Origin of the sequence: Trichocoleus desertorum AS-A10, from assembly GCF_039962155.1 — a bacterium.
Classification (GTDB): Bacteria; Cyanobacteriota; Cyanobacteriia; order FACHB-46; family FACHB-46; genus Trichocoleus.
In genome coordinates this window covers 124,971-150,348 of record NZ_JAMPKN010000014.1, presented here as the reverse complement: position 1 = coordinate 150,348, position 25,378 = coordinate 124,971, and the positions used below count along the sequence as shown (strand labels likewise).

Below are 25,378 nucleotides of genomic sequence, written 5' to 3'. Positions count from 1 at the left end.
GTCCTGAACTGATTCAAGCGGACCTCAAAGAATTCAGAGCAAGGATTCAGAGTTTGTCCAGGCTGTAAACGCTTTACAAAAAAAAGGAACTTTAAGATGAAATCTTCAGGCTTATCCAAGGTTGTTGGGGCAGGTGTTCTCACCCTCAGTTTGGCAGTACTCCCCATCACTCTTCCTGCTGCGGCTCAGGATGCAACAGGCGGAGCGACTGGTACCGCTGGCACCACTGGCACGACTGGTACTGGAACTGGAACCGATGCGACTGGTACCGCTGGCACCACTGGCACAGGTACCGATGCGACTGGCACAGGCACCACAGGCACCACCGGAACTGGCACGGGTCTCGGTACTGACACGACTGGCACCACAGGCACCACTGGAACTGGCACAGGTCTTGGTACTGATACGACTGGCACCACCGGAACTGGCACAGGCCTCGGCACTGATACCACCACAGGCACCACTGGCACGGGCACCACAGGTACCACCGGAACTGGAACCGATGCGACTGGTACTGCTGGTACCACTGGTACAGGCACGACTGGCACGACTGGCACCACCGGAACTGGAACCGATACCACCACTGGTACAACTGGCACCACTGGTACTACCACCTCTCCTAGCACCACGACCACGACCACAACCACAGATACTGCTGGCGATCGCGACTTCGACTGGGGTTGGTTAGGTCTGCTCGGTTTGCTCGGTTTGGCTGGTCTAACTCGCAAGCCTGAAACCACCACGACCTACCGTGATCCTGCTGAGACCACTCGCACTCGCTACTAAGCTTTGATATAGCACCGTTCTAGGTGCATACAAGCTAGAAATCAACTGAAGTCGGAGCCTTGGGTGAACGCCTGAGGCTCTTGTTTATTGGGTCCTTATTGGGGCGATCGCATTGTCAACCGTAAGTTTTCCGATAAGCGGGGTACGAGTTGTGAAGCTTTAATTAGCCAACTCAGGCGCGATCGCATTCAGCAGGGAAGAGAGCCCCATGAACGAAACAGCCAACAGCCCCAACTTGGAAAAGATTGCCAGCTTAGAACAACAAAATGCTGAACTGCGCCAAGAACTAAAAACCCTCACTGAAGAAATCTATCCCTATCGTCTTTACGTTGAAGCTCGTAACAAACTCTCTGGCCTCATGGTTGGATTAGTGACCGTGGTGGGCTTATTTGGGTTCGTCTCAGTTCAAGCCTTAGTGCAAGAAATTGAGCAGCATATTAAGGAGAAAGAAATTCAAAATATTAGTCGAGATGTTAAAGATGGTTTGATCGTCAATGAAGATTTTCGAGAAAAAATTTCGACAGATACGCGAGAAGCGATCAAGCAAGAAGTCCTACGAGATCAAGTTTTCAAGGACAGGATCGCTAAAGAAGTCATTACGTCATTAAATCAAGATCAGGCATTTCAAGACAAAATTGCTAAAGCTACGATTGATAACCCTAGAATTCAGTCCTTGATTGAGGAATCTGTTCGAGCTTCCCTACTTCCCGTGGCAACCAAAGCTCAACAAGCGGCGACGACTGAGAGTGGGTCTCAATTCGCGCAAGCCTTAACCCAGTCTTATGAAGACAAGCGCTACTTCGTAATTGCAGCCTCCTCGCTGAGAGCTAAAGATGTGCAAAACGAACTGAGCCGCGTCCAGAAACTGGTCGGTGAGTCATTTAATCAACAGTTTCCCAATGCCAGAACTTGCGTACCCAAAGCTAGCAATTCTAGACATGCCTTAGTAGTAGGTAGTAATCTATCCTTTTCCGAGGCAGAAGCACTTAAAAAGAAGGCGATCGCTAATAAGTTTCAGAGTGACACTTATGTTCTACCTGCCAACAAAATCTTTTTTAATTGCAGCTAACCTTTCTTAGCTTTGGCACCCTAGCGGGGAGCAACCGCTCAGACAGAGTATCATTCATCGGTTTTCAGGACAGGCAGTGGGTAAAATCAAGTTCGACTGCCTCGAATGGATGAATGGTGAAAGCGATGGGAATGCCCTGTGAAGTAAACAGTATTTTGAAACTCAACTCAAATCAGGGCTATCCCGCTGAATTGGTGCCGCGATCGCAACATCAAACCGTCAAATCAGGGTATCGCATTCTGCCAATGGATGTGCCATTGCCGTTGGTGAATGAACAGTGGGTTGCTCATGCGGATATTGTGATTTGTCAGCTAACCTGGGAAAACGGTGAAACGAAGCTTGTCTTTGAGATTCACCGAGTTTATGAAAGCCCGTTTAGTCTGAAGAGTTAGCAGCCGAAAGTGCGAATTCACGTTGAAACCTTTACTATTCACAAACGATTTCCGCTCACTATTAGCCGAGGTACAACGGCTCAAACGACAAATGTCTGGGTGCGAGTGGAAGCAGATGCCATTGAAGGCTGGGGGGAAGGGTCTCCTTTCTCGGTCGGAGAAACGCCACAAACTACAGAAGCGATCGCGCGACAGTTGCAGCAAATAGCGCTTGCCTTAGAACCGCTTCATCCCCTCGATCGCCAGAAAATTGAAAGGGTTTTACAGGAAGTTCAACTTTCTTCCGCGGCTCATGCTGCGTTAGATATCGCCTTGCTAGATTGGCTGGGCCAAAAAGCGCAGTTGCCGCTGTGGCGAATATGGGGCCTCAATCGCGATCGCATTGTTCCGACCTCGGTCACGATTGGCATTAACCCGCCAGAGGTAGCTCAGCAACGAGTGAAAGATTGGTTACAGCTCACCTGTGCTAAAGCTCTAAAAGTCAAACTAGGGAGTCCCGATGGGATTGCTGCCGATCAAGCCATGTTGCTAGCTATCCGTGAAGTCGCTCCCCCGCAGGTGAAGCTCAGCATTGATGCCAATGGGGGTTGGAGCCTGACTGATGCGATCAAAATGAGCCAGTGGCTGGAGCAGCAAGGCGTGACTTATATTGAGCAACCGCTGCGTCGGGGGCAAGAGCAAGACTTACCCAAACTGTACGAGCGATCGCCTTTGCCGATTTTTGTCGATGAAAGTTGCTTTACCAGTCGAGATATTCCCGCTCTCAGCGATCGGGTTCACGGCATTAATATCAAGCTGATGAAGTCGGGTGGGTTAAGTGAGGCGGTGCGGATGGTGCATACAGCGCGTGCCTGTGGCCTTCAGATTATGTTTGGTTGCTATTCTGACAGTGGCTTGCTGAATACTGCTGCTGCTCAGCTCTCACCTCTAGCGGATCATTTGGATCTTGATAGTCACTTGAATCTACTCGACGGTCCTTTTTCCGGTGCCAGCTTGCAGGATGGCCGTTTGCTACCCAACGATTTGCCTGGTTTAGGAGTTTACTATGCGCCTCAGTCCTGAACATCGTGTCGCCATTCTGCTCCATGATGGCATTCGAGGCACCCAAGGCAAAACAGGGCTATCTCTGCTGCGCTACAGCGATGCCAACATTGTCGCGGTGATTGATCAGCAGTGTGCCGGAGAATCTCTGCCTGATCTAACTGGCATTCACCGTTCCGCCCCCATTGTGGCCTCTGTTGCAGATGCTCTAGCTTATGAGCCAGATGTTTTAGCGATCGGGATTGCGCCTTCCGGTGGTGTGCTGCCAGAAGCTTGGCGGCAAGAAATTCAACAGGCGATCGCGGCAGGCATTTCTGTAGCCAATGGCTTGCATACCCCCCTGGCTCAAGACCCAGAACTCAAAGCTCTCCTTCGTCCAGAGCAATGGATTTGGGATATGCGCCAGGAACCCACAGGTTTAACGGTAGGTACTGGAGCGGCGCGATCGCTGAATTGCTTGCGGGTGTTGCTGGTAGGCACCGACATGAGTGTGGGCAAGATGTCTACCGCCTTGGAGCTGCACCAAACGGCTTTACAGCGGGGATTCCGGGCTAAATTTCTGGCGACAGGTCAGGCTGGCATGATGCTGGCAGGAGACGGCATTCCCCTAGATGCAGTTCGGGTGGATTTTGCCTCCGGTGCTGTGGAACAGTTAGTGCTGCGTTTGGGTGCCGACCAAGACATTGTGTTTGTGGAAGGTCAAGGTTCACTGCTCAATCCTGCCTCTACCGCAACTTTGCCGTTGTTGCGTGGCTCTCAGCCAACTCATCTGGTGCTAGTACATCGGGCTGGCCAAACTCACATTCGCAACTTCGCGCATGTGCCGATTCCGCCTTTACGCCAAGTAGTTGAGTTATATGAAACCGTAGCAACCGCTGGAGGAGCCTTTGCACCTGCTAAAGTGGTCGCGATCGCCCTCAACACAGCTCACTTAGATACAGCCACTGCAAAGCAGTTTATTGAGCAAACTCAACAAGAAACAGGTTTACCTTGTACTGATCCAGTACGGTTCCGCGCCGATTTATTGTTAGATGCAATTCTGGGCGATCGCTAATTTGCTAGCAATGCCGTTAATCCACCACTCGGATCAAGCCCGTCTGCAAACCATCGAAAACGCGAGTAATTTGCTGTTGGTCTTCTGTGCTCAAAGAATTTTTTGCGAGTAGTGCTGACATGAAGCGATTTTGGTCAGTACGGCTAATGCGACGGGATACCAAAATCCGATCGGCGAGTTCCTGAATTGCCATGTTCACGAAATGACCCTGATGCAGATAACGATCTGAACTATTTTCTGCGTATAAGAATATTAGATTTTTCTTAATTTTTAGCAATTTTATTCCAAGAACTTTATTTACTCAACTCAGGCTCTTAAAGCCCAAAGCCCTAGTAACTTAAGCTACCCAAAAGAGCCTTACTTTATCTAACTCCCATCCCTTCATCCTTCTTCCCTCGCCCCTCATCCTTCCTAATCCGTAGGGATCACCATTGACTCAGCCCTACAGCATCTTATAGAGTCGCGAAAGCAGGTCTAATTCTCTGCCTTTAGAAGGTGGTGCAACCGTTACAGCACCAAGCCTTTAGGCTTAAAAGTTAAGATATTTAAAGATACTTTACAGCTTCCTCACCATGCAAGTTACCCAAGCCAGCAGCATCGCTCCCGTATCTGGTCAGTATTGGCAGTGGCGGGGCCAGCCAATCTACTATGTCCGAGCGGGCGATCGCCAGCCTCACCGTCCTCCGCTGCTGTTGATTCACGGCTTCGGAGCCTCAACCTTTCATTGGCGCAAAAACGTGGCGGGGTTGAGCAACGACTTTGAAGTTTGGGCGATCGATTTGCTGGGGTTTGGGCGATCGGCAAAACCCAACATGCAATATAGTGGCGAGCTGTGGCGGAACCAAATCCACGACTTCATTACCGAGGTGATCGGCCAGCCGACCGTTTTAGGGGGGAACTCCTTGGGAGGCTATGCTGCCTTGTCTGTTGCCGCCCAACACCCCGAAGATGCTGCAGGCTTGGTTCTATTTAACAGTGCGGGGCCTTTCAGCGATGCCCAGCCTGTCCCCAAGAAGGACCCAATTCGGGAAGTGTTTGGCAGTTTTGTGCAGTCATTATTTCAGCAACCTTGGGCCAGCTATCTCGTGTTTCAATACACCCGCCAGCGTTCTGTAGTACGCCAGACGTTGCAGAAAGTGTATCTCGATCAAACTGCCATCACCGATGATTTGGTCGATGATATTTTGCGAGCAGCCAGTGACCCTGGTGCCGCAGATGTGTTTGCGGCGGTCTTCAAAACGCCCCAAGGTGACAAGGTGGATGTCTTGTTGGGACAACTCCAGTGCCCTTTACTGATGCTCTGGGGCGAGCATGACCCTTGGATGAACGCCAGAGCCCGCAGCGTCAAGTTCCGTCAGTATTACCCGCAACTAACTGAGCACTTCCTCAATGCTGGGCATTGCCCCCACGATGAAGTGCCTGATCAGGTCAACGATCTAATTCGCTCCTGGGTCAATTCCATTGCGAGTTAAATCTCATTAAATTTCAATCGTGGCGATCGCTCTTTTTGTTCTCTTTTTGTTGTAGCAGGGCGATCGCAGCATCTAGAGAGTCAACGAAAGAGAGTAAAGAATTTGTAGAAGTTCTCCTGCTACCTCCACCCATTCCCCAATAATGGATTGATTTTGTAGATGGAGGAGTGGGTTTATGCAATGGAGAGCGATCGCGTATCAAGCTGCAACAGTTGTCAGTGCCTTGACCGCTTGGGCCTTACAACAGTCCTCAGCTCAAGCCGCTTTGTTAGTAGGTAACACTGCCGGAAACAACGTCCTCATTTTTGATGAGCGCACAGGCAAGCTGGATGGTGAATTTATTGCTGCAGGTAGCGGGAGGCTGACTAGCCCAGATGATCTCACCTTTGGACCAGATGGCAATCTCTATGTCAGCAGTGGCAACAACTTCTCAGGAGCCATCCTACGCTACGACGGCAGAACGGGGCAGTTTCTCGGTCGCTTTGATCAAGGAGGAACGCTCATTCGTCCCTACGGCTCAGCATTTGGGCTAGATGGCAAGCTATATGTCAGCAGCTTCTTAACCGATCAAATTCTCCGTTATGACGGCAAAACAGGAGCTTTTATCGATGTATTTGCGGCGGGAAACGGCCGAGCCAACAGCTTGAATGGGCCTAACGATTTGCTGTTTGATGCGGCTGGTAATCTCTATGTCACCACGCAGGGCAGTGTGGCCGTTTCAGGCGATGGTGATGGCGATGGCGTTGTAGAACCCGGTGAGGTTGCAGCTAACTTCCCTGGTTTGCCTAGCCAAGTATTGCGCTTCACCAATCAGAACGGCGTTCTAGACTCTACGCCGACTGTTTTTGCTGACCAGCCGCAACCGCTGCCTCTCAGTTTTGGCTTTGTTAGTTTCTTAGGACTGGCGATCGCCCCTAACGGAGATTTAGTCACTACCGATTTCGCCAATGGCATTCGCAGCTACGACTTAGCCACGGGTATGCTCAAATCAACGATTGCTACCAGCTACGCCACCTTTAACGACAACGGCCAAACCCGCAGCAGCAACTTCATTGGCAACCTCACCTTTTCTCCTGACAACAACCTCTACACCGTGGGTTTTGACTCCCGGAACAACAATTTCGGAGCCATCCTCCGCTACGACGGCACCACAGGCCAACCTTTACCCAGCCCTGGCAGCACTAATGCAGTCTTCGTTGCCACCAACCCCAACCTCAAGCGCCCAATCGGCATCACCTACTCCCCCATCAGCGTCCCTGAACCCATTAGCACAGTTGGCTTATTGACCTTCGGCGTAGCAGCAACAGTGTTATCTCTAAAGCGCGATCGCAAGTCTTCTAATCCCTGAAACCAACCAGGCGATCGCTCTTTTTGTCAGGAGAAGGACGATCGCTCTCTAACCATTTGGTCAGTCTTATAAATGGTTCCCAATTCATCATTCGGGGGCTTAATAAAGCGGCAAACCTGTTTAGAACGTCTGAATCCTAGGGAACACTGTGAGCTACACGCTAGAGCATCAACACAGAATTAGAACTCTAGGGACTTCAGTAGGCTTAGCACTCGCAAGGTTATGCAACAGAAAGGCACTATCAAGTATCTCCGCAAGAGTGAAGGGAGAATGGGGATGGGATACATTGCTCCCGAATCTCCGATTTCTGACTATGACAGGGATGTTGTATTTTTTGAAGGTGACTTGGAAGAGTTGGATTTTGAGGTATTACAGAAAGGTATGGAGTTGGGGTTTATCTTAGAACAAAGGCAGACCAAAACTGGAGATATAGAATGGGTTGCTCGTGATGTACGCAAATTTGTAGCACCTCCTGAAAAAAAGGTTATTCCTATCCCAACTTCTACCAAGTCCAAGGCTAATCCAGAGTCTCCAGTAAATATCTATCCATCTTCATACAGAACTTTCCTAGAGAAATTAAGCGACTCACTCAAGTCGATAGAAAAGATCAATGACAGCGGCAATTTTGAAGATGCTGTCTTCTCACTTTTACGACTGCTTGGAATCCATTCCGTCTATCAATACAGCAGAGATGCTCAGGCTGGAAAAGCCGATGGGTTCTTTATCCTAGAGAATTTAGCTGTTATGTATGACTGCACTCTAAGAAACCCATTCGAAGAGTATAAGAAGGATCAAATCGAAAACTACATCCATAAGCTCAGTAATAAATCTCAGCTCACAATTGAGACAAGAAAAGCCGATGGTGGACGGGGATCGAAAACACTTCAGATTCAAGGTAAATCCCGCCAGGTTTGGATCATAACCAAAGGTAATACTCGTGAACTTTTGGTCTATGATTCCATCAAAGTCAAAGAAGTGGCTATAAAAGATTTGATTACAATTACGATTGAGCATTGCAGAGAGCTTAGCTATGATGCGGAGCATCTTTCAAGCAAGCTAGTTATGTTAGGAGACTAAGCCAATAAAACATTCTGAGTAGGCAACTCAGGTTAACTAGTGTAATAACAGCCTAAGCCGAATTACCCCAGGCACCACGGAGAAAACTGCGATCGCCCCAAGTCACCCCTGTTGCAAAGGAGCATTACAAACTTTCAAGAATTGCCTTAGCTGCGTGGAAATGAGGATGATACAGGGAATACTTTTTAGACCGTTTGGTCTTTTAGGGCACCTGCAACACTAGCTAAAACCTAGTGTCTTAAGACCAAATGTGTAAAACACCCTCGTAGCTGTTAAGGAATCATTACCATAATGGGCAAAATTGCCATCGCAGACCGCTTGCGCTACAGATTCGACAACTTCATGTCCAGAGGTACCGTATCCCTCATTAGTGGACTGGCGTTGGTGTCTCTGGCATTTATCCTGTTGATGGCATTCCTGGTTACCTTGAGTGGGATTGCTCCAGAGGGTGGCGATCGCCTCAGTCTCCCCGAAGCTATCTGGGGAGTTTTGATGCGAACCTTAGACTCAGGTACCGTAGGCGGTGATACAGGTTGGGTCTTCCGCTTTGCAATGCTGTTTGTCACCTTTGGTGGCATTTTTGTAGTCAGTACCCTGATTGGTTTGCTTAGTAGTGGTATCGACACCAAGCTAGAAGACCTCCGCAAAGGGCGATCGCGGGTAATTGAAACCGACCACATTGTGATTTTAGGCTGGTCGCTTCAAGTCTTCACACTCATTTCTGAACTAGCTCTAGCTAATGCCAATCGACCGGATACCTGCATTGTCGTCCTGAGTGAAGAAGACAAGATGCAGATGGATATTGCCTTAGCCGATACGTTGGGTAAGCTGCCCCGCATTCGCTTAGTTTGCCGTACCGGAAGCCCTAGCAGCATGGCAGACCTCGGTATGGTGAATATTCAAACCGCCCGCTCCATTATTATTCTTAGCCCCCACAACCAACGGGCAGATACCCAACTCGTCAAAACCTTGCTGGCTATTACTAGCATTCCGCGATCGCTACCTCAGCCCTATCACATCGTGGCTCAGGTCCAGAATCCCAAGAGCCTGGATGTGATTAACCTAGTAGGACAGAACGAAGTAGAGGTACTGCTGACAAACGACCTGATTTCCCGCATTGTTGTGCAGACCTGTCGGCAATCGGGTTTATCGATTGTCTATATGGACTTGCTAGATTTCAGCGGCAACGAAATCTACTTCAAAACAGAACCCACTTTACAGGGAAAGCCCTACGGTCAGGCACTGCTGGCTTACAACAATTCCACCGTCATCGGCATTCAGCACTCGAATGGCACGATTCAACTCAACCCACCTATAGAGAGGCCGCTACAAGCAAACGAGCAACTGATCTTAATCAGTGAAGATGATGACACGATGCAGCTGTCTGCTCACTCGATACCACCCATCGATCATCAAGCGATTCGACTAGAAAAGCGAGAATCTGCCACAGCAGAAAACACCTTAATTCTTGGCTGGAGCGATCGCGTAACTGACATCATTCGGCAGCTCGATCAATACGTTGCTTCTGGCTCTTCTGTAACCGTAGTGGCAGCCTTTCCTGAAGCAGAAGTGGATTTATCTCAGAAAACTTTAGGGCTACAGCGACAAACCCTGGAATATCGACGGGGAGATCCCAGCGATCGCGAGGTGCTGGAAAACCTCAACTTGATTCAATACGATCATGTTGTTGTGCTGTGCAATCCTGACGTCGAGCCTGAGCAATCCGATGCCGAAACTCTAGTAACTTTGCTACACCTGCGAGATATTGCCAATCGCCATCATCACAACTTCCAAATCGTCACGGAAATTCTTGATGTGCGTAATCAAGCCCTCGCTCAGGTGGCTCGCCCAGACGATTTTGTCATTAGTGAGCAAATTATTAGCCGCATGCTGGCTCAGGTGGCAGAGCAGAAAAGCTTGAATGCTGTATTTGCTGACTTATTCAACCCAGAAGGTTCGGAGATTTACCTCAAGCCAGTAGATGATTATGTCGCGATCGCGCAACCTGTGAATTTCTACACCGTGGTTGAGGCTGCTAAACAACGAGGAGAATCGGCGATCGGTTACCGTTGCAAAGCTGATTCTAACAACGTGGCTAGAGCCTACGGTGTGGTGATCAATCCCAAAAAAGACCAGCCCATCACATTTTCGTCTCAAGACACCATCATTCTCTTAGCTGAGAGCTAAAAGTTATGTGTTTGGGAGATTGGAGGCGATCGCTCTCTATAGAAACACTCGACATAGCCACTAAATCTTGCTCACGAAAATTCACGATTATTAGTACACCTAAACGAGAATTTTTCCGTTCTCAGAAGTTATTGGCTTGTAGCACCTACCAACTTCAAGCTCCCTAAGCCCTATGGAAACAGTTGAATACGTAGAATTGTTTTGGGATTGCCCTCATTGTGGACAACTTCATATCAGTGCTGTCTTCAACTCTCAGTGGAATCGCTGCCCCAGCTGTTTCTATTGGCGTACAGAAGCCGTAAAACTGTACGAAGCGTCAGATAGTCAGCTAATTACGGACCCCAGTTTAATCAATCGCCCGCCTTTTTGGGTTTGTAAGGTCTGTGAAGCCGTCAATGAAGATGTAGGGCTGTCTGCCGAACTTTTACAGTGCAGTAATTGCAACAGCTATCAAATCTCTGCGGTGGGAGGCATTACCGGCGATTCAGCAGCAGATCAGCAAGCCCCAAGTTTATCCGTGATTGGAGAGCTAGTACAGCGTCAGAGCGAGTCTCCTACCATTGCTCCCTCACGTTCAATGGACCACTCACCCTCCAACGGCTTTAACCCGTCAGGAAACAATAGTCGATTAGGCTGGCTAACAGCTGGAGCCCTAGGACTGACTGTAGTAAGTGGCGTTTTCTGGAATGGTGCAGTTGAGTCTGTGGGCACCAAGGATCCTACCTTGCTGAAAGTACAGGTCACTGACTTGCAGTGGACCGTCGAGGTAGATGTGCAAACACAGAAGACATCTACTCGCCAAGGCTGGGATGAGTCGGTTCCAACCAATGCCACTATTCTCAAATCCATTCGGAAACAGCGAGGGGTAAGCCAAAAACGGCAAGGTGTGCGTACAGTCATGGTGAGCGAGCAGTACCAAAGTGGCACTCGCACCGAGACTTACTACGAACCAGAGCAATATCAGAGCGGCACTCGTACTGAGATTTATACTCAACCAGAACAATATCAAAGCGGTACTCGCACCGAGACTTATTACGACTCGGAAGAATATCAAAGCGGCACTCGTACTGAGACTTATTACGATTCGGAGCGCTACCAATCGGGTACTAAGTCGGAGTGTAAAGTCACCAGTCAAGGTAACGGGCTGGGCAAGCGAGTTTGCCATGAGATTCCGGTTTACAGTACCCGCAAAATTCCCCGCACTCGCACTATTCTGATTTATAGCACTCGCAAAATTCCCCGCACTCGTACCGTCCCAATCTTTAGCACTCGACAAGTGAAGCATAGGCGCGAAGTCCCAGTCTACAGCACTCGGCAAGTGGAGCATACGCGTGAAGTTCCAATCTTTAGCACTCGTGTCGTGCCTGTGCAAAAGCCCATTATGGCAACAGTTCCAGTGCATGATACCTGGATGACTTATCGTGTCAAAGAGTGGGTGCCCCAACAGACCCATCAGCGAGTGGGTCAGGATGCGGCTGAGCGACGTTCCATCGACATCAATCTAGTACAGTTGCCTCCTCAAAGAATTTCAGCTACTCGTGCCACTTGCCGTTTATCTGGCAGCTACCTAGTGAAAAACGGTTGGTTTCAAAAACCTGAAGCCAAATCAGGAGCATGGAACCTGCCTTGCGAGGAATACGATCGCCTGAACTTAGGAGAGCAAGTACAGATTCGTCTCACAGATGCCAATTCAGCTCAGTTGGCGCGATCGCTGTAAGGCTTCAGGAAATTGTTGAATTTTTGATTTCTTCTGAGGAGGCTCGTGCTACTCTGTTGGACATTATTGTCATCTGGTGATTGTCATCTGGTACAGTAGTTAGTAAATTTGTACTTACTAGAAGCTTCGCTAGTGGTGTACGTCAAGCGGGTAGAACTCTCTAATTTCAAATCTTTTGGCGGCACGACCCCAGTCCCGTTGCTCCCTGGTTTTACTGTGGTTTCAGGGCCAAACGGATCGGGGAAATCTAATATTCTGGATGCGCTACTGTTTGCTCTGGGTTTGTCTAGTTCCAAGGGAATGCGGGCTGAGCGACTGCCTGACTTGGTGAACAACCAACAAACTGCACGTGGACGCTCTACCGTTGAAGCTAGCGTTACCGTCACTTTTGATCTCGAAGACGAACTCCCGAACCTAGCGGCTGAGAACCCCAACTCGGAGAACAAGTTTAAGCTTCAAAGTCCGGAGTCGAGTGACTGGACCGTAACGCGAAAGCTCCGGGTGACGCAGCAAGGCACCTACACTTCCAACTACTACATCAACGGGGAACCTTGCACCCTCACTGAACTGCATGAGCATCTGAATCGGCTGCGGATTTACCCAGAAGGCTACAATGTGGTGCTCCAAGGGGACGTGACCAGCATCATTTCCATGAACCCCCGCGAACGTCGCGCCATCATTGATGAGTTAGCTGGGGTGGCATCCTTCGATCGCAAGATTATTCAAGCCAAAGACAAGCTGGATGCGGTTAAAGAGCGAGAAGACCGCTTTCGCATTGTCGAAAATGAATTAGTGGTGCAGCGCGATCGTTTGGCCCAAGACCGCGTCAAAGCTGAGAAATATCAGAAATTACGCAAGGAACTGCAAGCCAAAGAACAGTGGGAAGGCGTGTTGGCTTGGCGCACGCAACAACGGCAGGCACAGCAACTCCATCAGCAAATTGAAGCAGGCGATCGCCAGACTACAGAACTAGCTGCCCAACTGACTACGGTTGCGGCTGAAGTACAACAAGCCACAGCAGAATTAGAAGAACTCAACAGTCGGGTAAAAGCCTTAGGGGAGGAAGAACAGCTTGCGCTTCAAGCTACCCTTGCTACCCGTGAAGCTGAGTTACGGCAACTGCAAAGACAAGAGCTAGATTTGACCAAAGCCAGTCAAGAAACGGCGGCAAATCTGACTAGAATGCAGCAGGAAATCCAGGAACATCTCAAGACTCTGGAAAACCTGGCTCAGCAACAAACCACAGGAACGCAAAGCCTAGCCCCTCTACAAAAAGCGCGAGATGAGGCGGAGAGTGCCTTAAATCAAAATCGTGAAGCGGCCAGTGCAATCGCCTCTGCCTCCGAAGTTTGGGTGCAGCAACAAACCAGCCTGCACCAACAGATTGACACACTGCTGCAAACCTTGGAACCGCAACGCACCGAGCAAGCACGGTTACGGGAACGGACAACGCAACTAGAGCGGCAGATTCAAGAACAGACTCAGTTATTGCAGTCGGTCGTTCAGGAAATAGCTGAGAAGGAAGCGATCGCCACTCAACAGAGCGAAACCCGCGATCGCCTTGCTCAGCAGGTACAGGAGCTTTCTCAAGCCGTTGCCAATACAGAGCAAAATCTACAAATCCAAAAAGAGACCGAAACCCGCTTATTACAAGAGCAACGAGAGAAGCATCGCCGCTTGGACAAACTAGAAGCCCAAGCTCAAGCCGCCCAGGAATCTCAGGGAACCCATGCGACTCGGCTGATTCTGCAAACGGGGATGCCTGGTGTCTGTGGTCTTGTGGCGCAACTGGGTCGAGTAGAGCCACAGTATCAGTTAGCGCTAGAAACTGCGGCGGGTGGTCGTTTAGGCCAGTTAGTCGTGGAAGATGATGCCGTAGCGGCAGCTGGAATTGAGCTACTGAAGCAAAAACGCGCCGGACGAGCCACGTTTCTACCGCTCAACAAAATCCAAGCCCCTCGGATTTCCAATGCGCCTTGGGAACGGATTGGTTCCGGTTTTGTGGACTACGCCGTGAATTTGATCGAGTGCGATCCGCGCTATCTCGATGTGTTTGCCTATGTGTTTGGCTACACAATCGTCTTTGAGACTTTGAAGGATGCCCGGCGTCATTTAGGGAAGCACCGCATAGTGACGCTAGATGGCGAATTGCTAGAAGTTAGTGGTGCGATGAGCGGGGGCAGTAGCGATAGCCGTTATGCGATCCATTTCGGTAAGGCTGACCCTATGGAATCGGCAGAAATTGTAGAGCTGAAAAAACGCTTACAAGAGATCGATCGCATCCTCAACCGTTGCACCAATGAGATCGCCAAAGCCTCAGTTGCGGTGAAGCAGCGATCGCAAGAACTAATTGAAGTCCGCCAAGCCCACCGGGAAAACCAACTGCAAGTTGAGCAATTACAAAAAGAATTAAAGAGCCTTGCACAACAGCGATCGCAACTAGAAACCCAACTTCAGCAAAACTCTCAAGAGTTAGCCACGGCTCAGACGCGGCTACAAACTCTAGAAACTGACATTCCCACCCAAGAAGCACAACTGCAAATATGGCGGCAAACCTTGGCTGAGTTAGAGCAATCGCAGACGCATAGCGAGTGGCAGCAAGTCCAGGTGGCAATCCGCGCTCAAGAAGCCCAACTGCATGAGCGAGAGTTAGCGTTGCGTGCTGCGGAACAACGGCTCAAAGATCTGGAAAATCAACAACAACGTTTGCAAGAAAAGGTGCAGCAAGGCCAAACCCGTCTGCAAGAGTATCGCACTCAGCAAACGACCCAGGTAAATCAGCAAGCTGGCCTAAGCGAACAACAAGCCACGCTCCAGGGACATATTGCCCAAACCCAAGCTGAACTCGCGACCTTAGAGAAAACGTTGGGGGTTTCTAAACAAGCCCGCGATCGCCTAGAGCGACAACTGCGCGAACGACAAACCGCGCAACAACAGCTAGAGTGGCAACGGCAGAAACTACAAGAAACCCTGCTAGCACAGCGGCAACAGTTAGCAGAACTTCAGCAACAGCTCACCGAACAACAAGAAGACCTGCCCGATCCATTACCTGAACTTCCTGAAAATTTAGGTTTAGAGCAGTTGCAGCAGGAGTTGCGATCGCTGCAAAAGCGGATTCAGGCGATGGAGCCTGTCAACATGCTGGCTCTAGAAGAGTACGATCGCACCCAAGCCCGTCTAGAAGAACTGACGCAAAAGCTCACCATTCTGGAAGAAGAACGTACTGAGCTGCTCCTGCGGATTGAGAACTTCACTACCCTACGACAGCGAGCCTTCAAAGAAGCATTCGATGCAGTGAATGCCAATTTCCAAGTGATCTTTGCCGAACTCTCCGATGGCGACGGGCATTTGCAACTGGACGATCACCAAGATCCATTTAACAGTGGCCTAAATCTAGTCGCACACCCAAAAGGCAAACCTGTACAACGACTCGCCTCAATGTCCGGGGGTGAGAAATCCCTAACAGCGCTCAGTTTTATCTTTGCTCTACAGCGCTACCGTCCTTCCCCGTTCTATGCCTTTGATGAGGTGGACATGTTCTTGGATGGAGCAAACGTGGAGCGATTAGCTAGAATGATTAGGCAACAGGCCCAACAAGCGCAGTTTATTGTGGTGAGTCTTCGCCGTCCTATGATTGAGTCTGCTGAGCGCACGATTGGCGTTACCCAAGCTCGTGGGGCGCATACTCAAGTTATAGGCATTAAACTAGAGCCTCAAAGTGCCTCGGTATGATTTAGTAATATTGATACTTAATAGCTAGGATTCACGATCAGGACTCGGACATAATGACATCTGACAAAATCTGGCAACGCTCCGATCTCCTTGGCACTCAAGTGATTACCCGCGATACCGGTAAGCGTTTGGGAGTCGTCAGTCAGTTGTGGGTGGACGTGGATCGGCGGGAAGTCGTCGCGCTCGGCCTCCGAGAAAACCTGCTTTCCGGCGTCCTAGGCAACATGCCTCAGTTTATGAGCTTGAGCAGCATTCGTCAGATTGGCGATGTGGCCCTGGTTGATAACGACACCGTCCTTGATGACATCAATATTGACGGCTACAGCACCCTGATCAACAGTGAAGTGATTACAGAAACGGGTGAAATGCTGGGTCGGGTACGTGGCTTCCGCTTCAACGTTGAGGATGGCAAAGTTTATTCCCTGATTATTGCCACCTTAGGAGTGCCGCTGATTCCTGACCAAGTTGTTAGCACCTACGAGTTGCCGATTGAAGAAATTGTCAGCAGTGGTCCCGATCGCCTGATTGTGTTTGAAGGGGCAGAAGAACGGGTGACTCAGCTCACCGTGGGTCTGCTAGAGCGCATCGGCATTGGTCGTGCCCCCTGGGAGCGCGAAGAAGAGGAAGATTACATTCTGCCCACCACTCCCGCCGAAAACCAACTGGGTAGTGGCGTGCGTATTCCCACGATGCAGCAACCGCTGCGGACTCAGCAGCCTGTGGTCGAAGAAGCTTGGAGTGAAGATGACTGGGGAAGTCAACCCGCTCCGAAGCAACTGCGTCAGCAACGCCAAGTCGAGCCTGCTTACTACGACGAAGAGGACAACTGGAGCGAAGCCACCGATCGCGATCGCTATACCTCCAGCTACGATGATGACTACGAGGACGATTTTGCGGGCACCTACGAAGAAGAGCTAGTAGAAGATGCTTGGGCCGATGATAAGCCCTACAAGCCACAAAAGCTAAACATTCCTGAGAAAACTAAAGCGCCTGAGTACGAGGAAGAAGGATTCTAAGCCCTCGCTCCTTTTTCTCCTCAATTTATGAATGAATGCCAAGGAAGCTAGCGATCGCTGGCTTCTTTTTGTGTGCGCCGTTTGGAAAACAAACTGGTCATGGGTAAGCCTGTTGCCAGCAATCCTAACAACCCCAAACCATTCAGAATCGGGTAAATGCTGCCTAAACCCAGGATCTCTCCGTTATGCAGGCTAAGAATAGTTGGCGCGATCGCTCCTTGCTGAAACCATTCCACCAAGATCGTGTACGCCATCCCTGTTAGCACTGTCAGGAGCAGGGGCAAAGCCAAAACCAAAGCAATTTTGCGGTGATATTGCCGCACCAGACGATTCAAGCGATTCATAGAGTAGTTCCTGCTCTATAGGGTGGGAATATTCAGCCTGCTTGTAATGTAACTTTCAGCAGGTACTAGTATCCAGCTACTAGGAATGCCAAAATGATCCATACGTTTTTTACCTTGAGATGGATCATGACCATTCTTCCCACGCTACAAAGCGCTTTCGAGCAAGGCCGTGCGCTCAAAATTATCAGCGGTTTGCATAATTTTGATGCAGAGAACGTTTTAGCAGTTGCTAAAGCGGCTGAGCTGGGTGGTGCGACGTTCGTTGATATCGCTGCTGATCCTGAACTCGTGCGCCAAGTGCGTCAAGCTATCAGTCTGCCGATCTGCGTTTCTGCGGTAGAACCTGAGCAATTTGTAGCCGCAGTTGAGGCAGGTGCTGACTTAATCGAAATTGGCAACTTTGATAGCTTCTACGCTCAAGGTCGTCGCTTTGAGGCAGAGGAAGTGTTGGCTCTGACCAAAGCCACCCGTGCTCTCCTGCCTGACATCACTTTATCTGTGACCGTGCCTCACATTCTGCCCCTCGACCAGCAAGTGCAGTTGGCAGAAGAATTGGTGAAAGCTGGTGCAGACATCATTCAAACGGAAGGCGGCACCAGCAGCGCTCCCGCTCACCCTGGCACCTTGGGCCTAATCGAGAAAGCCGCTCCCACCCTGGCAGCCGCCGCAGAAATCTCCCGTGCGGTTAGCGTGCCTGTCCTCTGTGCCTCTGGTTTGTCTAGCGTCACGGCACCGTTGGCGATCGCGGCTGGGGCGGCTGGTGTTGGCGTGGGTTCTGCGGTGAACCAACTAAACAGCGAAGTTGCCATGATTGCAGTGGTTCGCAGCTTGGTAGAAGCGCTAGCAACTGTGAGCCGTGCTCAAGTAACTGTGTAAGCGCGATCGCAACTTATCCTTAAAAATCGTAGCCAGAGAGGAGTATCTGCAAACTTCTTCTCTGGCTGTGTTTTTGAAGCAATCGCCCCTTGGGTATTTGGAGGCGCGATCGCCACACTTGCTCACTCATCTTCTTCGGAGTACGGAGGCAAAGACTTGAGTGGAGTTTTCAGCAGCACCCAATCGAGATAGAGAATCAGCAGTTGCATTTTCAGGTAGTTGCTGGAGCATTTGAGGTTGCGATCGCTGAATGCCCATTCCCAAAACTTCTTGAGCAGCAGCCCGAAAACAACTTCAGCAGATTTTCGCAGCGTTAGATAAACCAAACTTTCAACCATTTCAAAACTCACTTGCTGTTTGTCCTTCTAAGTTCGCTGTAAAGGAGTAATGGAAAGGCTTTTGAAGCGTGTGAGTTGTGTATGCGTTATGAGTGATTTTTGGTTGACGTGGCTAAAATGGGCAAAAGTTTAATTTTCAGAATATGGTTGAGCGATCGCTTCAGGCTTCTCCAGCAGGTATCCAGGCAGCAAAAGCGGCGCTGATCAGTCTGGGCCTTAATCAACAGAAATTAGCAACGCGCCTAGGAGTTACACGCCAACCGATCAGCAAGTTCTTCAACGAAAAATCAGTCGATCGCAACATATTCGTCCAAATTTGCGAAACACTCAAGCTGGATTGGCAAGAGATTACTGAGCAACCACAAACTAATACTGCATCAGATCAAGAAACTGATATTGACGCTCTGGTGCAAGCGGTACGGGAGCAAATTAAGCCGCTGATCAAAGGGCGATGTGGAACGATGCGGGTGCTGGACATGACCCAACCGATCGCGCTGACAGGAGAGCAGGGGATTTATACCAACGTCAACATTTTGGAGAAGATTACAGGGCGCAGGCGGTTGGGACTTGAGGAACTGCTACAAGGATGTGATCTTGAAGAGTTCGATCGCTTTGGCTTGAGCCGAGTAACTGAAAAACGAGTGCCAGGGTTAGAGGCAGTTAAGCGGTACTCGAAATTGATGGTGTTAGGTAAGCCCGGAGCAGGGAAAACCACATTTTTGAAATACCTGGCGATGCAGTGTATTGAGGGTAATTTTCAGGCCGATCGTATTCCGGTTTTTATTACCCTCAAGAGTTTTGCTGAGGATGAAGATCGACCGAATTTGTTAACCTGTCTAGCGCGGTTCATGACAGGTGTCTACAGCAAAACGAACAATTATTTATCTCAAAAAATCGATACAGAATCCTTACAATCAATTATTCAGCAAGGAAAATTATTAATTCTGTTGGATGGCCTGGATGAAGTAAGAGAGGAGGACACTAATCGAGTTCTACGGCAAATTCGAGATTTTTCTGAGCAGTGGACTGAAAATCAATTTGTCATGACATGCCGAATTGCAGCTAAGGAATATACCTTTGAGAAGTTTATTGAGGTTGAAGTTGCAGATTTTGATGATGAGCAAATTCGTACTTTTGTCGGAAATTGGTTGAAGTGTCGGGAACCAGGAAATGCTGAGAAGCTAACCGAGAAGCTGATTACCAAATTAGAAGCGCATAAGCCGATCAAGGAACTAGCAACTAATCCACTACTGCTGACGCTCTTATGTTTGGAATTTGAAGAACTACTTGAATTCCCAACAAATCGGGCTGAGCTATATGACCGAGGATTAGGAGTTTTATTGAGTAAATGGGATAGCAGTCGACGGATTGAGCGTGATCAGGTTTATAAACGATTATCGCTGAAGCGTAAAGAAGACTTACTCAGTCAAGTAGCACTCACCACTTTTAAACAAAAAGATTACTTCTTTAAGCAAAGAAGTGTTGAAGATTATATTGCTGACTACATTCGCAACTTGCCTGATGCGCAAACCGATCCAGAGGCATTGTTACTTGATAGCGAAGCAGTGTTGAAATCAATTGAATCTCAACATGGATTGTTGATAGAGCGGGCTAGAGGGATATATTCGTTCTCGCACCTGACATTTCAGGAGTATTTTGTAGCACGAGAGATTGTAACGAATTCAGCTTTTGAAATGCTGGTAAACCATTTAAATGAAAAGCGGTGGCGTGAGGTATTGCTGCTGAGTGTAGGGATGTTGCGAAATGCCGATGATTTATTAAAGTTGATAAAACAAGCAATAGATCAAGGAGTAGCTGTGAACAAAGAATTTCAAAAGCTTTTAGCTTGGGCTTATCAGAAATCCATACATATTAAAACCGAGTATAAACCAGCAGCTATTCGCGCCTCATATTTAAATTTTTCGGGGATGAGCTTTGCTAGTTATATTAGAACAACAAATAATTCTATACGTATAATAACTGCCGAACTTTCCATCTTAATAGATTGCAGAATTAAAAACAATATTAATTCCTTAAACTACATTGGTGGCGAACTTGAACTTGACAACTTAATTGGTTTCATGGTTGACAACCCGCTGGATGCTTCTTCTTGTCGATCGTTTGTTTCCACAATACAAAAATTGTTTAGTGAAAATTGCCAATTTAAGCAAGCGATTCAAAATTTAGAGATAGAGTTACATAATCAAACTCAAAAAGAAATTGGAGATTGGGAATTGTGTGATCAGTACGACTGGAGACAAAAACTAAGGAAGGTAGGCATAAAATATCGTGATATCGGGCATGAATGGGAATTTAGTGATGAACAACAAAAATTGTTTAAACAGTATGTTGATGCCAACAAACTATTAGTTGAATGCCTCAACTGCGATTGCTACGTTAGCCGAGAAGTACGGCAAGAGATTGAAGACACCTTGCTTTTACCGATCGTAGAAATTGAGAAATACAAAGCCGCAAAAGCTGCTCAGTAAAGCAACCAACGGTACAGATCCGCTTCATGCCTGTGATAGAAGCCCTTAGCGCGATCGCCTAAACATTACCTCTTAATGCCTCTAATTCTTCGCGCAGAGACAATGGTGCATAGCCTAGCGAAAAGGCCAGCGAGCTATCGAGAGAAACATCGGGCGGTCTAGGGGCGGCCATTTTTACATCTTGTTGACGGCCCGCTTTGAGTCCGGTTTCTGGTAATCCCAGCACTTCTACTAGTAAGCGGCCAAACTCATAACGGGAGATGCGTTCTTTCCCACCCAGATGCACGTAGCCTTGCACTTTTTCGAGCGCTAGCAGGAGTCCTTGAGCGGCTGTCGTACCACTGGCAGGCGTGCGAAACTCATCAGTAAACAGGCATAGCTCCTGCTCATCCCGAAGCATTTGGATAAAGGGTTGCATGAAGCTGGTAGCAGTGGGGCTAGCCGCTCCAAACATCAGGGGCATACGGCAAATAGCAGTTTGAGGGTAGCGCGATCGCATCCCTGCCTCAGCTAATACTTTTTGCTCCCCATACAGATTCACCGGATTAACTGGGTCAGTTTCGCGGTAAGGCGGATTGAGGCCATCAAACACTAAGTCAGTAGAAGAGAACACACAAGGAATGGCGCGATCGCTACAAAGTCCTGCAATGTTGCAGGAAGCCGTAACGTTAATTGCGTGTGAAGCTTCAGGATGGGTTTGGCAATAGTTGGGGCTAGATTGCGCTGCTAAATGGATAACTGCATCTGGTTGGACCGTTTCAAATAAGTGCTTCAGGGATACAAAATCGCTGATATCGACTTTGAGAGCCGTGACGCCGGCCATCGCGATCGCTTGGGAACAGTAAGTGCCATAGACATCCCACTGGCGCTGAGCAATCTGGCACAGGTGCCACCCTAAAAAACCGCTGGCTCCGGTGATTAACAGTTTTTTCAAGCTTTATTTCTCAGTAATCTCGTACGTCTTACCACTAATTACTACACTAATTTTCTTAGTTTCTTTGGGTGGTTTGTAAGTCGCAATTTGTAAAGCAATAACAGTAGCTGCTGCGATTAGCGCACCTAATAAAGGGTCCATAATCTTCCCTGATGTTTGACTTAATCTGTTTTATATTCTGGCTCGGGAAATTAAGTCATGCCAAACATTACTAGTGTTTCTTGATACAACTTCTTGCTATGTGTTTTTTGCATGAGTTGGTATCAGAAATGTTAATAATCCTAGAATAGCGACGTGACAAGATAGCAGGATTCTAGTACTCTAAATTGCCAACCTAATTGGCTACCTCTCATGCGTCTCGATTCAGATGCCAAAACTGCTCGACTCAAGCGAATTCGCAGCCTGAGTCACCTACTCGACAACTCTATTACGATTCCGGGAACTCGCTACCGCTTTGGGCTTGACCCCATCCTAGGGCTTTTACCCGGTGGCGGAGATTTAGCGAGCTTTTTATTCTCGGCTTACATTATTTGGGAAGGTGCCAAACTGGGCGTGTCTCAAGAAACCTTAACCCGCATGGTATCCAACGTGCTATTTGATACGGTGGCTGGCACGGTGCCTGTACTAGGGGATTTCCTAGACGTAACTTGGAAAGCTAATACCAAAAACGTTGCATTGCTTGAAGATCACCTTAGGGTTGCTCCCGCTAATGCCCGCTCAGTGAACCGTTGGGTTGTTGTTGCAGCTCTGCTAGGACTGCTTATTGTATTTATTGGCGTAGTGACACTGAGCTTTTTAGTCTTCAGTTGGCTCTTCCGACAACTAACAGGTGGCTAAGGGCAAGTGATGGGTTGTTAATGGGGCTGAGCGATCGCAGACGCACCAACTTTGGTCAGTTTTTCTCATGGCAACCCCTTGTAGGCATGTCATAATGATCCGGCTGTTTTCTGCACATGGTTTCTCATGGTTCAAGCCCCTGAATTTCCCACCGACTTTGCCGAAGCTGCACTAGAAGGTGGACTAGAACTCAATTTCGAGCTGCCTGATCCAGAAGATGAGCAGATTCCAGATTTAGAATTTCAGCAACGGGTAGAAGCCGCTTGGCAAGTTTGCGATCGCTTTGACCTCCAGACCGACATTTGGCGAGGCCGAATTTTGCGCACCGTCCGTGATCGCGAAAAACGGGGAGGGGAAGGACGCGGCACCGGATTTCTCAAGTGGCTGCAAGACCGAGAAATCAGCAAAAGCCAAGCCTACTCCTTGATTGAGGTAGCCGACAGCGCCGATACCTTACTAGAAGGTGGCTATCTCGACACCGATTCTGTAGAACGCTTTAGCAAACGCGCCTTTGTCGAAACCGCTCAATCAGCGCCAGAAGTGCAGCAAATGGTGAGTGACGCCGCGAGAAGGGGCGATCGCATTACCCGGCGCGAAGTGCGGCAGCTCTCCGACGAATGGACCGCCATGACCTCCGACTTGTTACCAGAAGTCATCAAAGAAAAAGCCGCCGCCAACTCCATCCCCTCGCGTTATCTAGCGCCATTCGTGCGGGAAATGGAAAAACTGCCAGAGTCGCACCAGGCAGAACTCCGCGAAACCGTAGCCGAAAGCCCAGACGTAGACACTCTCAAGCAAGTCACTTCTGAAGCCAAGTACCTAGCCAAATATCTAGAAGCCGCCACCAACGTCCAAGCCCTTAACAACGAGTCCCTAGACCTAGAAGCCGCTTTAGAAGAAGCTCTCCGCATCGGCTCCCTCAGCTCCACCGCTGATTTAGTCAACCAAGCCGCTCAGCTCGAACAAACGATCGCCAAGCTTTACACCACCTGGAAACGAGTCACAGGCTTAGTCGATCGCCTCTACGTAGACAGCGGAGCCAGCACCCCCCACCTGCGATCGCTCCTTAGCTGCCTCAACCACCTCTCCGGAGAAGTCGTCGAAACCCAAATCGGTAGCCTAGAATCCTCCCGAACAATCCGCCTCACTATTCAAACAGACTTGAGGGATGAGGAAGGGGAAGGGGTGAGGAGTGAGGAGTGAGGAGTAAGACACAGAAAGAGCAAGAGCATCGAAACACTCATACTTAGATTCGTTTGGAGGGGGTCTGGGGGACGCAACCGTCCCTCAGCGGGGGTTTAGGGGCGAGTGCCCCCAAGGATCGGATTACCTCAAACTGCGCCCCAACCGATTAATCCCCCGCTTCAGCGATCGCCAAATAGTCTTGAAATTGAAAAACTGTTTATAGCGCTGCGCCGCCTCCTTCCCCACAATCAGCAGCCCCAGCCAAAACAAAATCTCTGCTAATACCAGCAGTACAGGGATCAGTAAAGTTTTTTGCGTTGTCGTAATTGGTAGCCGGGGTAAGACCAACGGAATCGCAGCCCAGGGCAAAAACGACACCCCCACTAAAACCCAGCCTAACTTCTGCATGCTCTGACCCCTGCAACCCCAGTCTTTCAGTATAAAGGCCGCTTCATGCACTGTTGAAGATTCAAGGCTGTAGTAGAAACTACCATCTAGTTTTTGATTCCTGTAGTGGCAATACCTTGGATGAACTGCCGCTGCCCCACCAAAAACAGCAGCACCACTGGAACAGTTGCGATTACCACCGCTGCCATCATCAAAGGCCAATTGTTTGTAAATTGCTCTTGAAAACTGGCCAAAGATAACTGGACAGTCTGCAATTCTGGGCGAGTCGTAAACACAAGCGGCTTGAATAAATCATTCCACTCACCAATAAAAGTAAACAGAAATAGCGTCACCAAAGCTGGACGAGCTAACGGCAGCATCACCCGCCACAAAATCTGCCAACGAGTCGCTCCGTCTAAAGCTGCGGCTTCTTCTAGTTCCACCGGAATCGTTTGGAAATACTGTCGCAGCAAAAAAATGCCAAATCCGTTGGCTGCTGTGGGTAGAATCAGCGCTCCGTAGGTATTAATTAAGTGACCCCACTTCAAAATCAGGAAAACCGGAATCACCAACAGTTGAAACGGAATTACGAGTGTAGCCAAGACGAGCAAGAGAATTGCCTGCCGCCCCCAAAACTGGAAGCGAGCCAAAGCGTAACCTGCTAAAGCAGATGTGAGAGTCTGCAACCCTGTTACGGCGATCGCCACCAACGTTGAATTGGCGAAAGCCAACAGAAAGTTGCCTCGTTGCCAAGCTTCCCGATAACTGTCCCAAGACCATCTTGAGGCGAGGTTTTCACCTAAATTTCTGAGTGCGGGAGTCGGTGTCAAGGAAGTCCAGAAAACAATAGCCAGGGGAGACAAAACAACCGCAGCCCCAACGAGCAGCAGCAGGCCATTCAACCATGCCAAAGTCCGCTCCCAAATCCAGACAGGTTTGACAGAGGGAGAGACTGGGACATTAAGTTTTGCAGGTAAATTCTGACTCACGCTCGGTTCGCCTCGTGCGCTGGTTTAGGAGTACTGTACGCGTATAGTTATGGTAAATATGACCATTGGGTGAGTTTTCTTACTTATTCATGCTGTAAGGTCATAAAT

The 25,378-nt window shown here is 49.1% G+C and carries 22 protein-coding genes; 16 read left to right on the top strand and 6 right to left on the bottom strand.

What is annotated here, in order from left to right:
• Positions 1-96 precede the first annotated feature (96 nt).
• The 5 genes from NDA01_RS18595 to NDA01_RS18575 all read left to right on the top strand — a co-directional run bounded on the left by NDA01_RS18595 (position 97) and on the right by NDA01_RS18575 (position 4,342).
• Entirely contained in the window at positions 97-786 is a 690-nt protein-coding gene (locus NDA01_RS18595; RefSeq protein WP_348229108.1) for a WGxxGxxG-CTERM domain-containing protein, read from the top strand.
• Positions 787-994: 208 nt separating this feature from the next.
• Positions 995-1,855 (top strand): hypothetical protein, encoded by an 861-nt coding sequence (locus tag NDA01_RS18590; protein ID WP_348229107.1) that lies wholly within the window; start codon positions 995-997, stop codon positions 1,853-1,855.
• A 113-nt stretch (positions 1,856-1,968) separates the two neighbouring features.
• Positions 1,969-2,247: a DUF2584 family protein gene (locus NDA01_RS18585; protein WP_348229106.1), complete on the top strand. Its 279-nt coding sequence runs from the start codon at positions 1,969-1,971 to the stop codon at positions 2,245-2,247.
• A 9-nt stretch (positions 2,248-2,256) separates the two neighbouring features.
• Entirely contained in the window at positions 2,257-3,309 is a 1,053-nt protein-coding gene (locus NDA01_RS18580) for a dipeptide epimerase (protein ID WP_348229105.1), read from the top strand.
• Positions 3,293-4,342 carry an N-acetyltransferase DgcN family protein gene (locus tag NDA01_RS18575; protein WP_348229104.1) on the top strand — a complete coding sequence of 350 codons (1,050 nt, stop codon included), beginning with the start codon at positions 3,293-3,295 and terminating at the stop codon, positions 4,340-4,342. Before NDA01_RS18580 ends, NDA01_RS18575 begins: the two co-directional genes overlap by 17 nt.
• A 16-nt stretch (positions 4,343-4,358) precedes the next feature.
• On the opposite strand, the gene NDA01_RS18570 is transcribed toward NDA01_RS18575, so the two are convergent.
• Positions 4,359-4,535, bottom strand: coding sequence for a hypothetical protein (locus NDA01_RS18570; protein WP_348229103.1), 177 nt, complete (start codon positions 4,533-4,535; stop codon positions 4,359-4,361).
• 379 nt (positions 4,536-4,914) lie between these two features.
• Here NDA01_RS18570 and NDA01_RS18565 point away from each other — a divergent pair, with 379 nt between their 5' ends.
• From NDA01_RS18565 to NDA01_RS18535, 7 genes are all read left to right on the top strand, one after another.
• Positions 4,915-5,814 carry an alpha/beta fold hydrolase gene (locus NDA01_RS18565; protein ID WP_348229102.1) on the top strand — a complete coding sequence of 300 codons (900 nt, stop codon included), beginning with the start codon at positions 4,915-4,917 and terminating at the stop codon, positions 5,812-5,814.
• Between the two features lie 175 nt (positions 5,815-5,989).
• Positions 5,990-7,162 (top strand): Vgb family protein, encoded by a 1,173-nt coding sequence (locus NDA01_RS18560; RefSeq protein WP_348229101.1) that lies wholly within the window; start codon positions 5,990-5,992, stop codon positions 7,160-7,162.
• Between the two features lie 276 nt (positions 7,163-7,438).
• Positions 7,439-8,239: a hypothetical protein gene (locus NDA01_RS18555; RefSeq protein WP_348229100.1), complete on the top strand. Its 801-nt coding sequence runs from the start codon at positions 7,439-7,441 to the stop codon at positions 8,237-8,239.
• Positions 8,240-8,530: 291 nt separating this feature from the next.
• On the top strand, positions 8,531-10,426 hold the full coding sequence (locus tag NDA01_RS18550; RefSeq protein ID WP_348229099.1) for a CASTOR/POLLUX-related putative ion channel: 1,896 nt from the start codon (positions 8,531-8,533) through the stop codon (positions 10,424-10,426).
• 172 nt (positions 10,427-10,598) lie between these two features.
• Entirely contained in the window at positions 10,599-12,143 is a 1,545-nt protein-coding gene (locus NDA01_RS18545; protein ID WP_348229098.1) for a hypothetical protein, read from the top strand.
• 108 nt (positions 12,144-12,251) lie between these two features.
• Positions 12,252-15,875 carry a chromosome segregation protein SMC gene (gene smc / locus NDA01_RS18540; protein WP_431193446.1) on the top strand — a complete coding sequence of 1,208 codons (3,624 nt, stop codon included), beginning with the start codon at positions 12,252-12,254 and terminating at the stop codon, positions 15,873-15,875.
• A gap of 53 nt (positions 15,876-15,928) precedes the next feature.
• Positions 15,929-16,891, top strand: coding sequence for a PRC-barrel domain-containing protein (locus tag NDA01_RS18535; RefSeq protein WP_348229097.1), 963 nt, complete (start codon positions 15,929-15,931; stop codon positions 16,889-16,891).
• 47 nt (positions 16,892-16,938) lie between these two features.
• On the opposite strand, the gene NDA01_RS18530 is transcribed toward NDA01_RS18535, so the two are convergent.
• A complete protein-coding gene (locus NDA01_RS18530; RefSeq protein WP_431193445.1) occupies positions 16,939-17,235 on the bottom strand; it encodes a peptidase in 297 nt (98 codons plus the stop codon).
• A gap of 126 nt (positions 17,236-17,361) precedes the next feature.
• Here NDA01_RS18530 and NDA01_RS18525 point away from each other — a divergent pair, with 126 nt between their 5' ends.
• Positions 17,362-18,111, top strand: a complete 750-nt coding sequence (locus tag NDA01_RS18525) for a DUF561 domain-containing protein (RefSeq protein ID WP_348229096.1) — start codon at positions 17,362-17,364, stop codon at positions 18,109-18,111.
• A 122-nt stretch (positions 18,112-18,233) separates the two neighbouring features.
• Here NDA01_RS18525 and NDA01_RS18520 read toward each other — a convergent pair whose 3' ends face one another.
• Entirely contained in the window at positions 18,234-18,461 is a 228-nt protein-coding gene (locus NDA01_RS18520) for a hypothetical protein (protein ID WP_348229095.1), read from the bottom strand.
• A gap of 131 nt (positions 18,462-18,592) precedes the next feature.
• On the opposite strand from NDA01_RS18520, the gene NDA01_RS18515 reads away from it, so the two are divergent.
• Positions 18,593-20,938 (top strand): NACHT C-terminal helical domain 2-containing protein, encoded by a 2,346-nt coding sequence (locus tag NDA01_RS18515; RefSeq protein ID WP_348229094.1) that lies wholly within the window; start codon positions 18,593-18,595, stop codon positions 20,936-20,938.
• Between the two features lie 58 nt (positions 20,939-20,996).
• On the opposite strand, the gene NDA01_RS18510 is transcribed toward NDA01_RS18515, so the two are convergent.
• A complete protein-coding gene (locus NDA01_RS18510) occupies positions 20,997-21,872 on the bottom strand; it encodes an SDR family oxidoreductase (RefSeq protein WP_348229093.1) in 876 nt (291 codons plus the stop codon).
• Between the two features lie 351 nt (positions 21,873-22,223).
• Between NDA01_RS18510 and NDA01_RS18505 the strand changes: the two genes are divergently transcribed.
• Entirely contained in the window at positions 22,224-22,709 is a 486-nt protein-coding gene (locus tag NDA01_RS18505) for a DUF4112 domain-containing protein (RefSeq protein WP_190555180.1), read from the top strand.
• 126 nt (positions 22,710-22,835) lie between these two features.
• Positions 22,836-23,912: a hypothetical protein gene (locus NDA01_RS18500; protein WP_190434678.1), complete on the top strand. Its 1,077-nt coding sequence runs from the start codon at positions 22,836-22,838 to the stop codon at positions 23,910-23,912.
• A 123-nt stretch (positions 23,913-24,035) separates the two neighbouring features.
• On the opposite strand, the gene NDA01_RS18495 is transcribed toward NDA01_RS18500, so the two are convergent.
• Together NDA01_RS18495 and NDA01_RS18490 are read right to left on the bottom strand one after the other, a co-directional pair.
• The gene (locus NDA01_RS18495; protein ID WP_190434675.1) at positions 24,036-24,302 is read right to left on the bottom strand and encodes a transporter suffix domain-containing protein; all 267 of its coding nucleotides are present in this window, start codon (positions 24,300-24,302) and stop codon (positions 24,036-24,038) included.
• Positions 24,303-24,388: 86 nt separating this feature from the next.
• The gene (locus tag NDA01_RS18490; RefSeq protein ID WP_431193444.1) at positions 24,389-25,270 is read right to left on the bottom strand and encodes a carbohydrate ABC transporter permease; all 882 of its coding nucleotides are present in this window, start codon (positions 25,268-25,270) and stop codon (positions 24,389-24,391) included.
• Between the last annotated feature and the right edge of the window lie 108 nt (positions 25,271-25,378).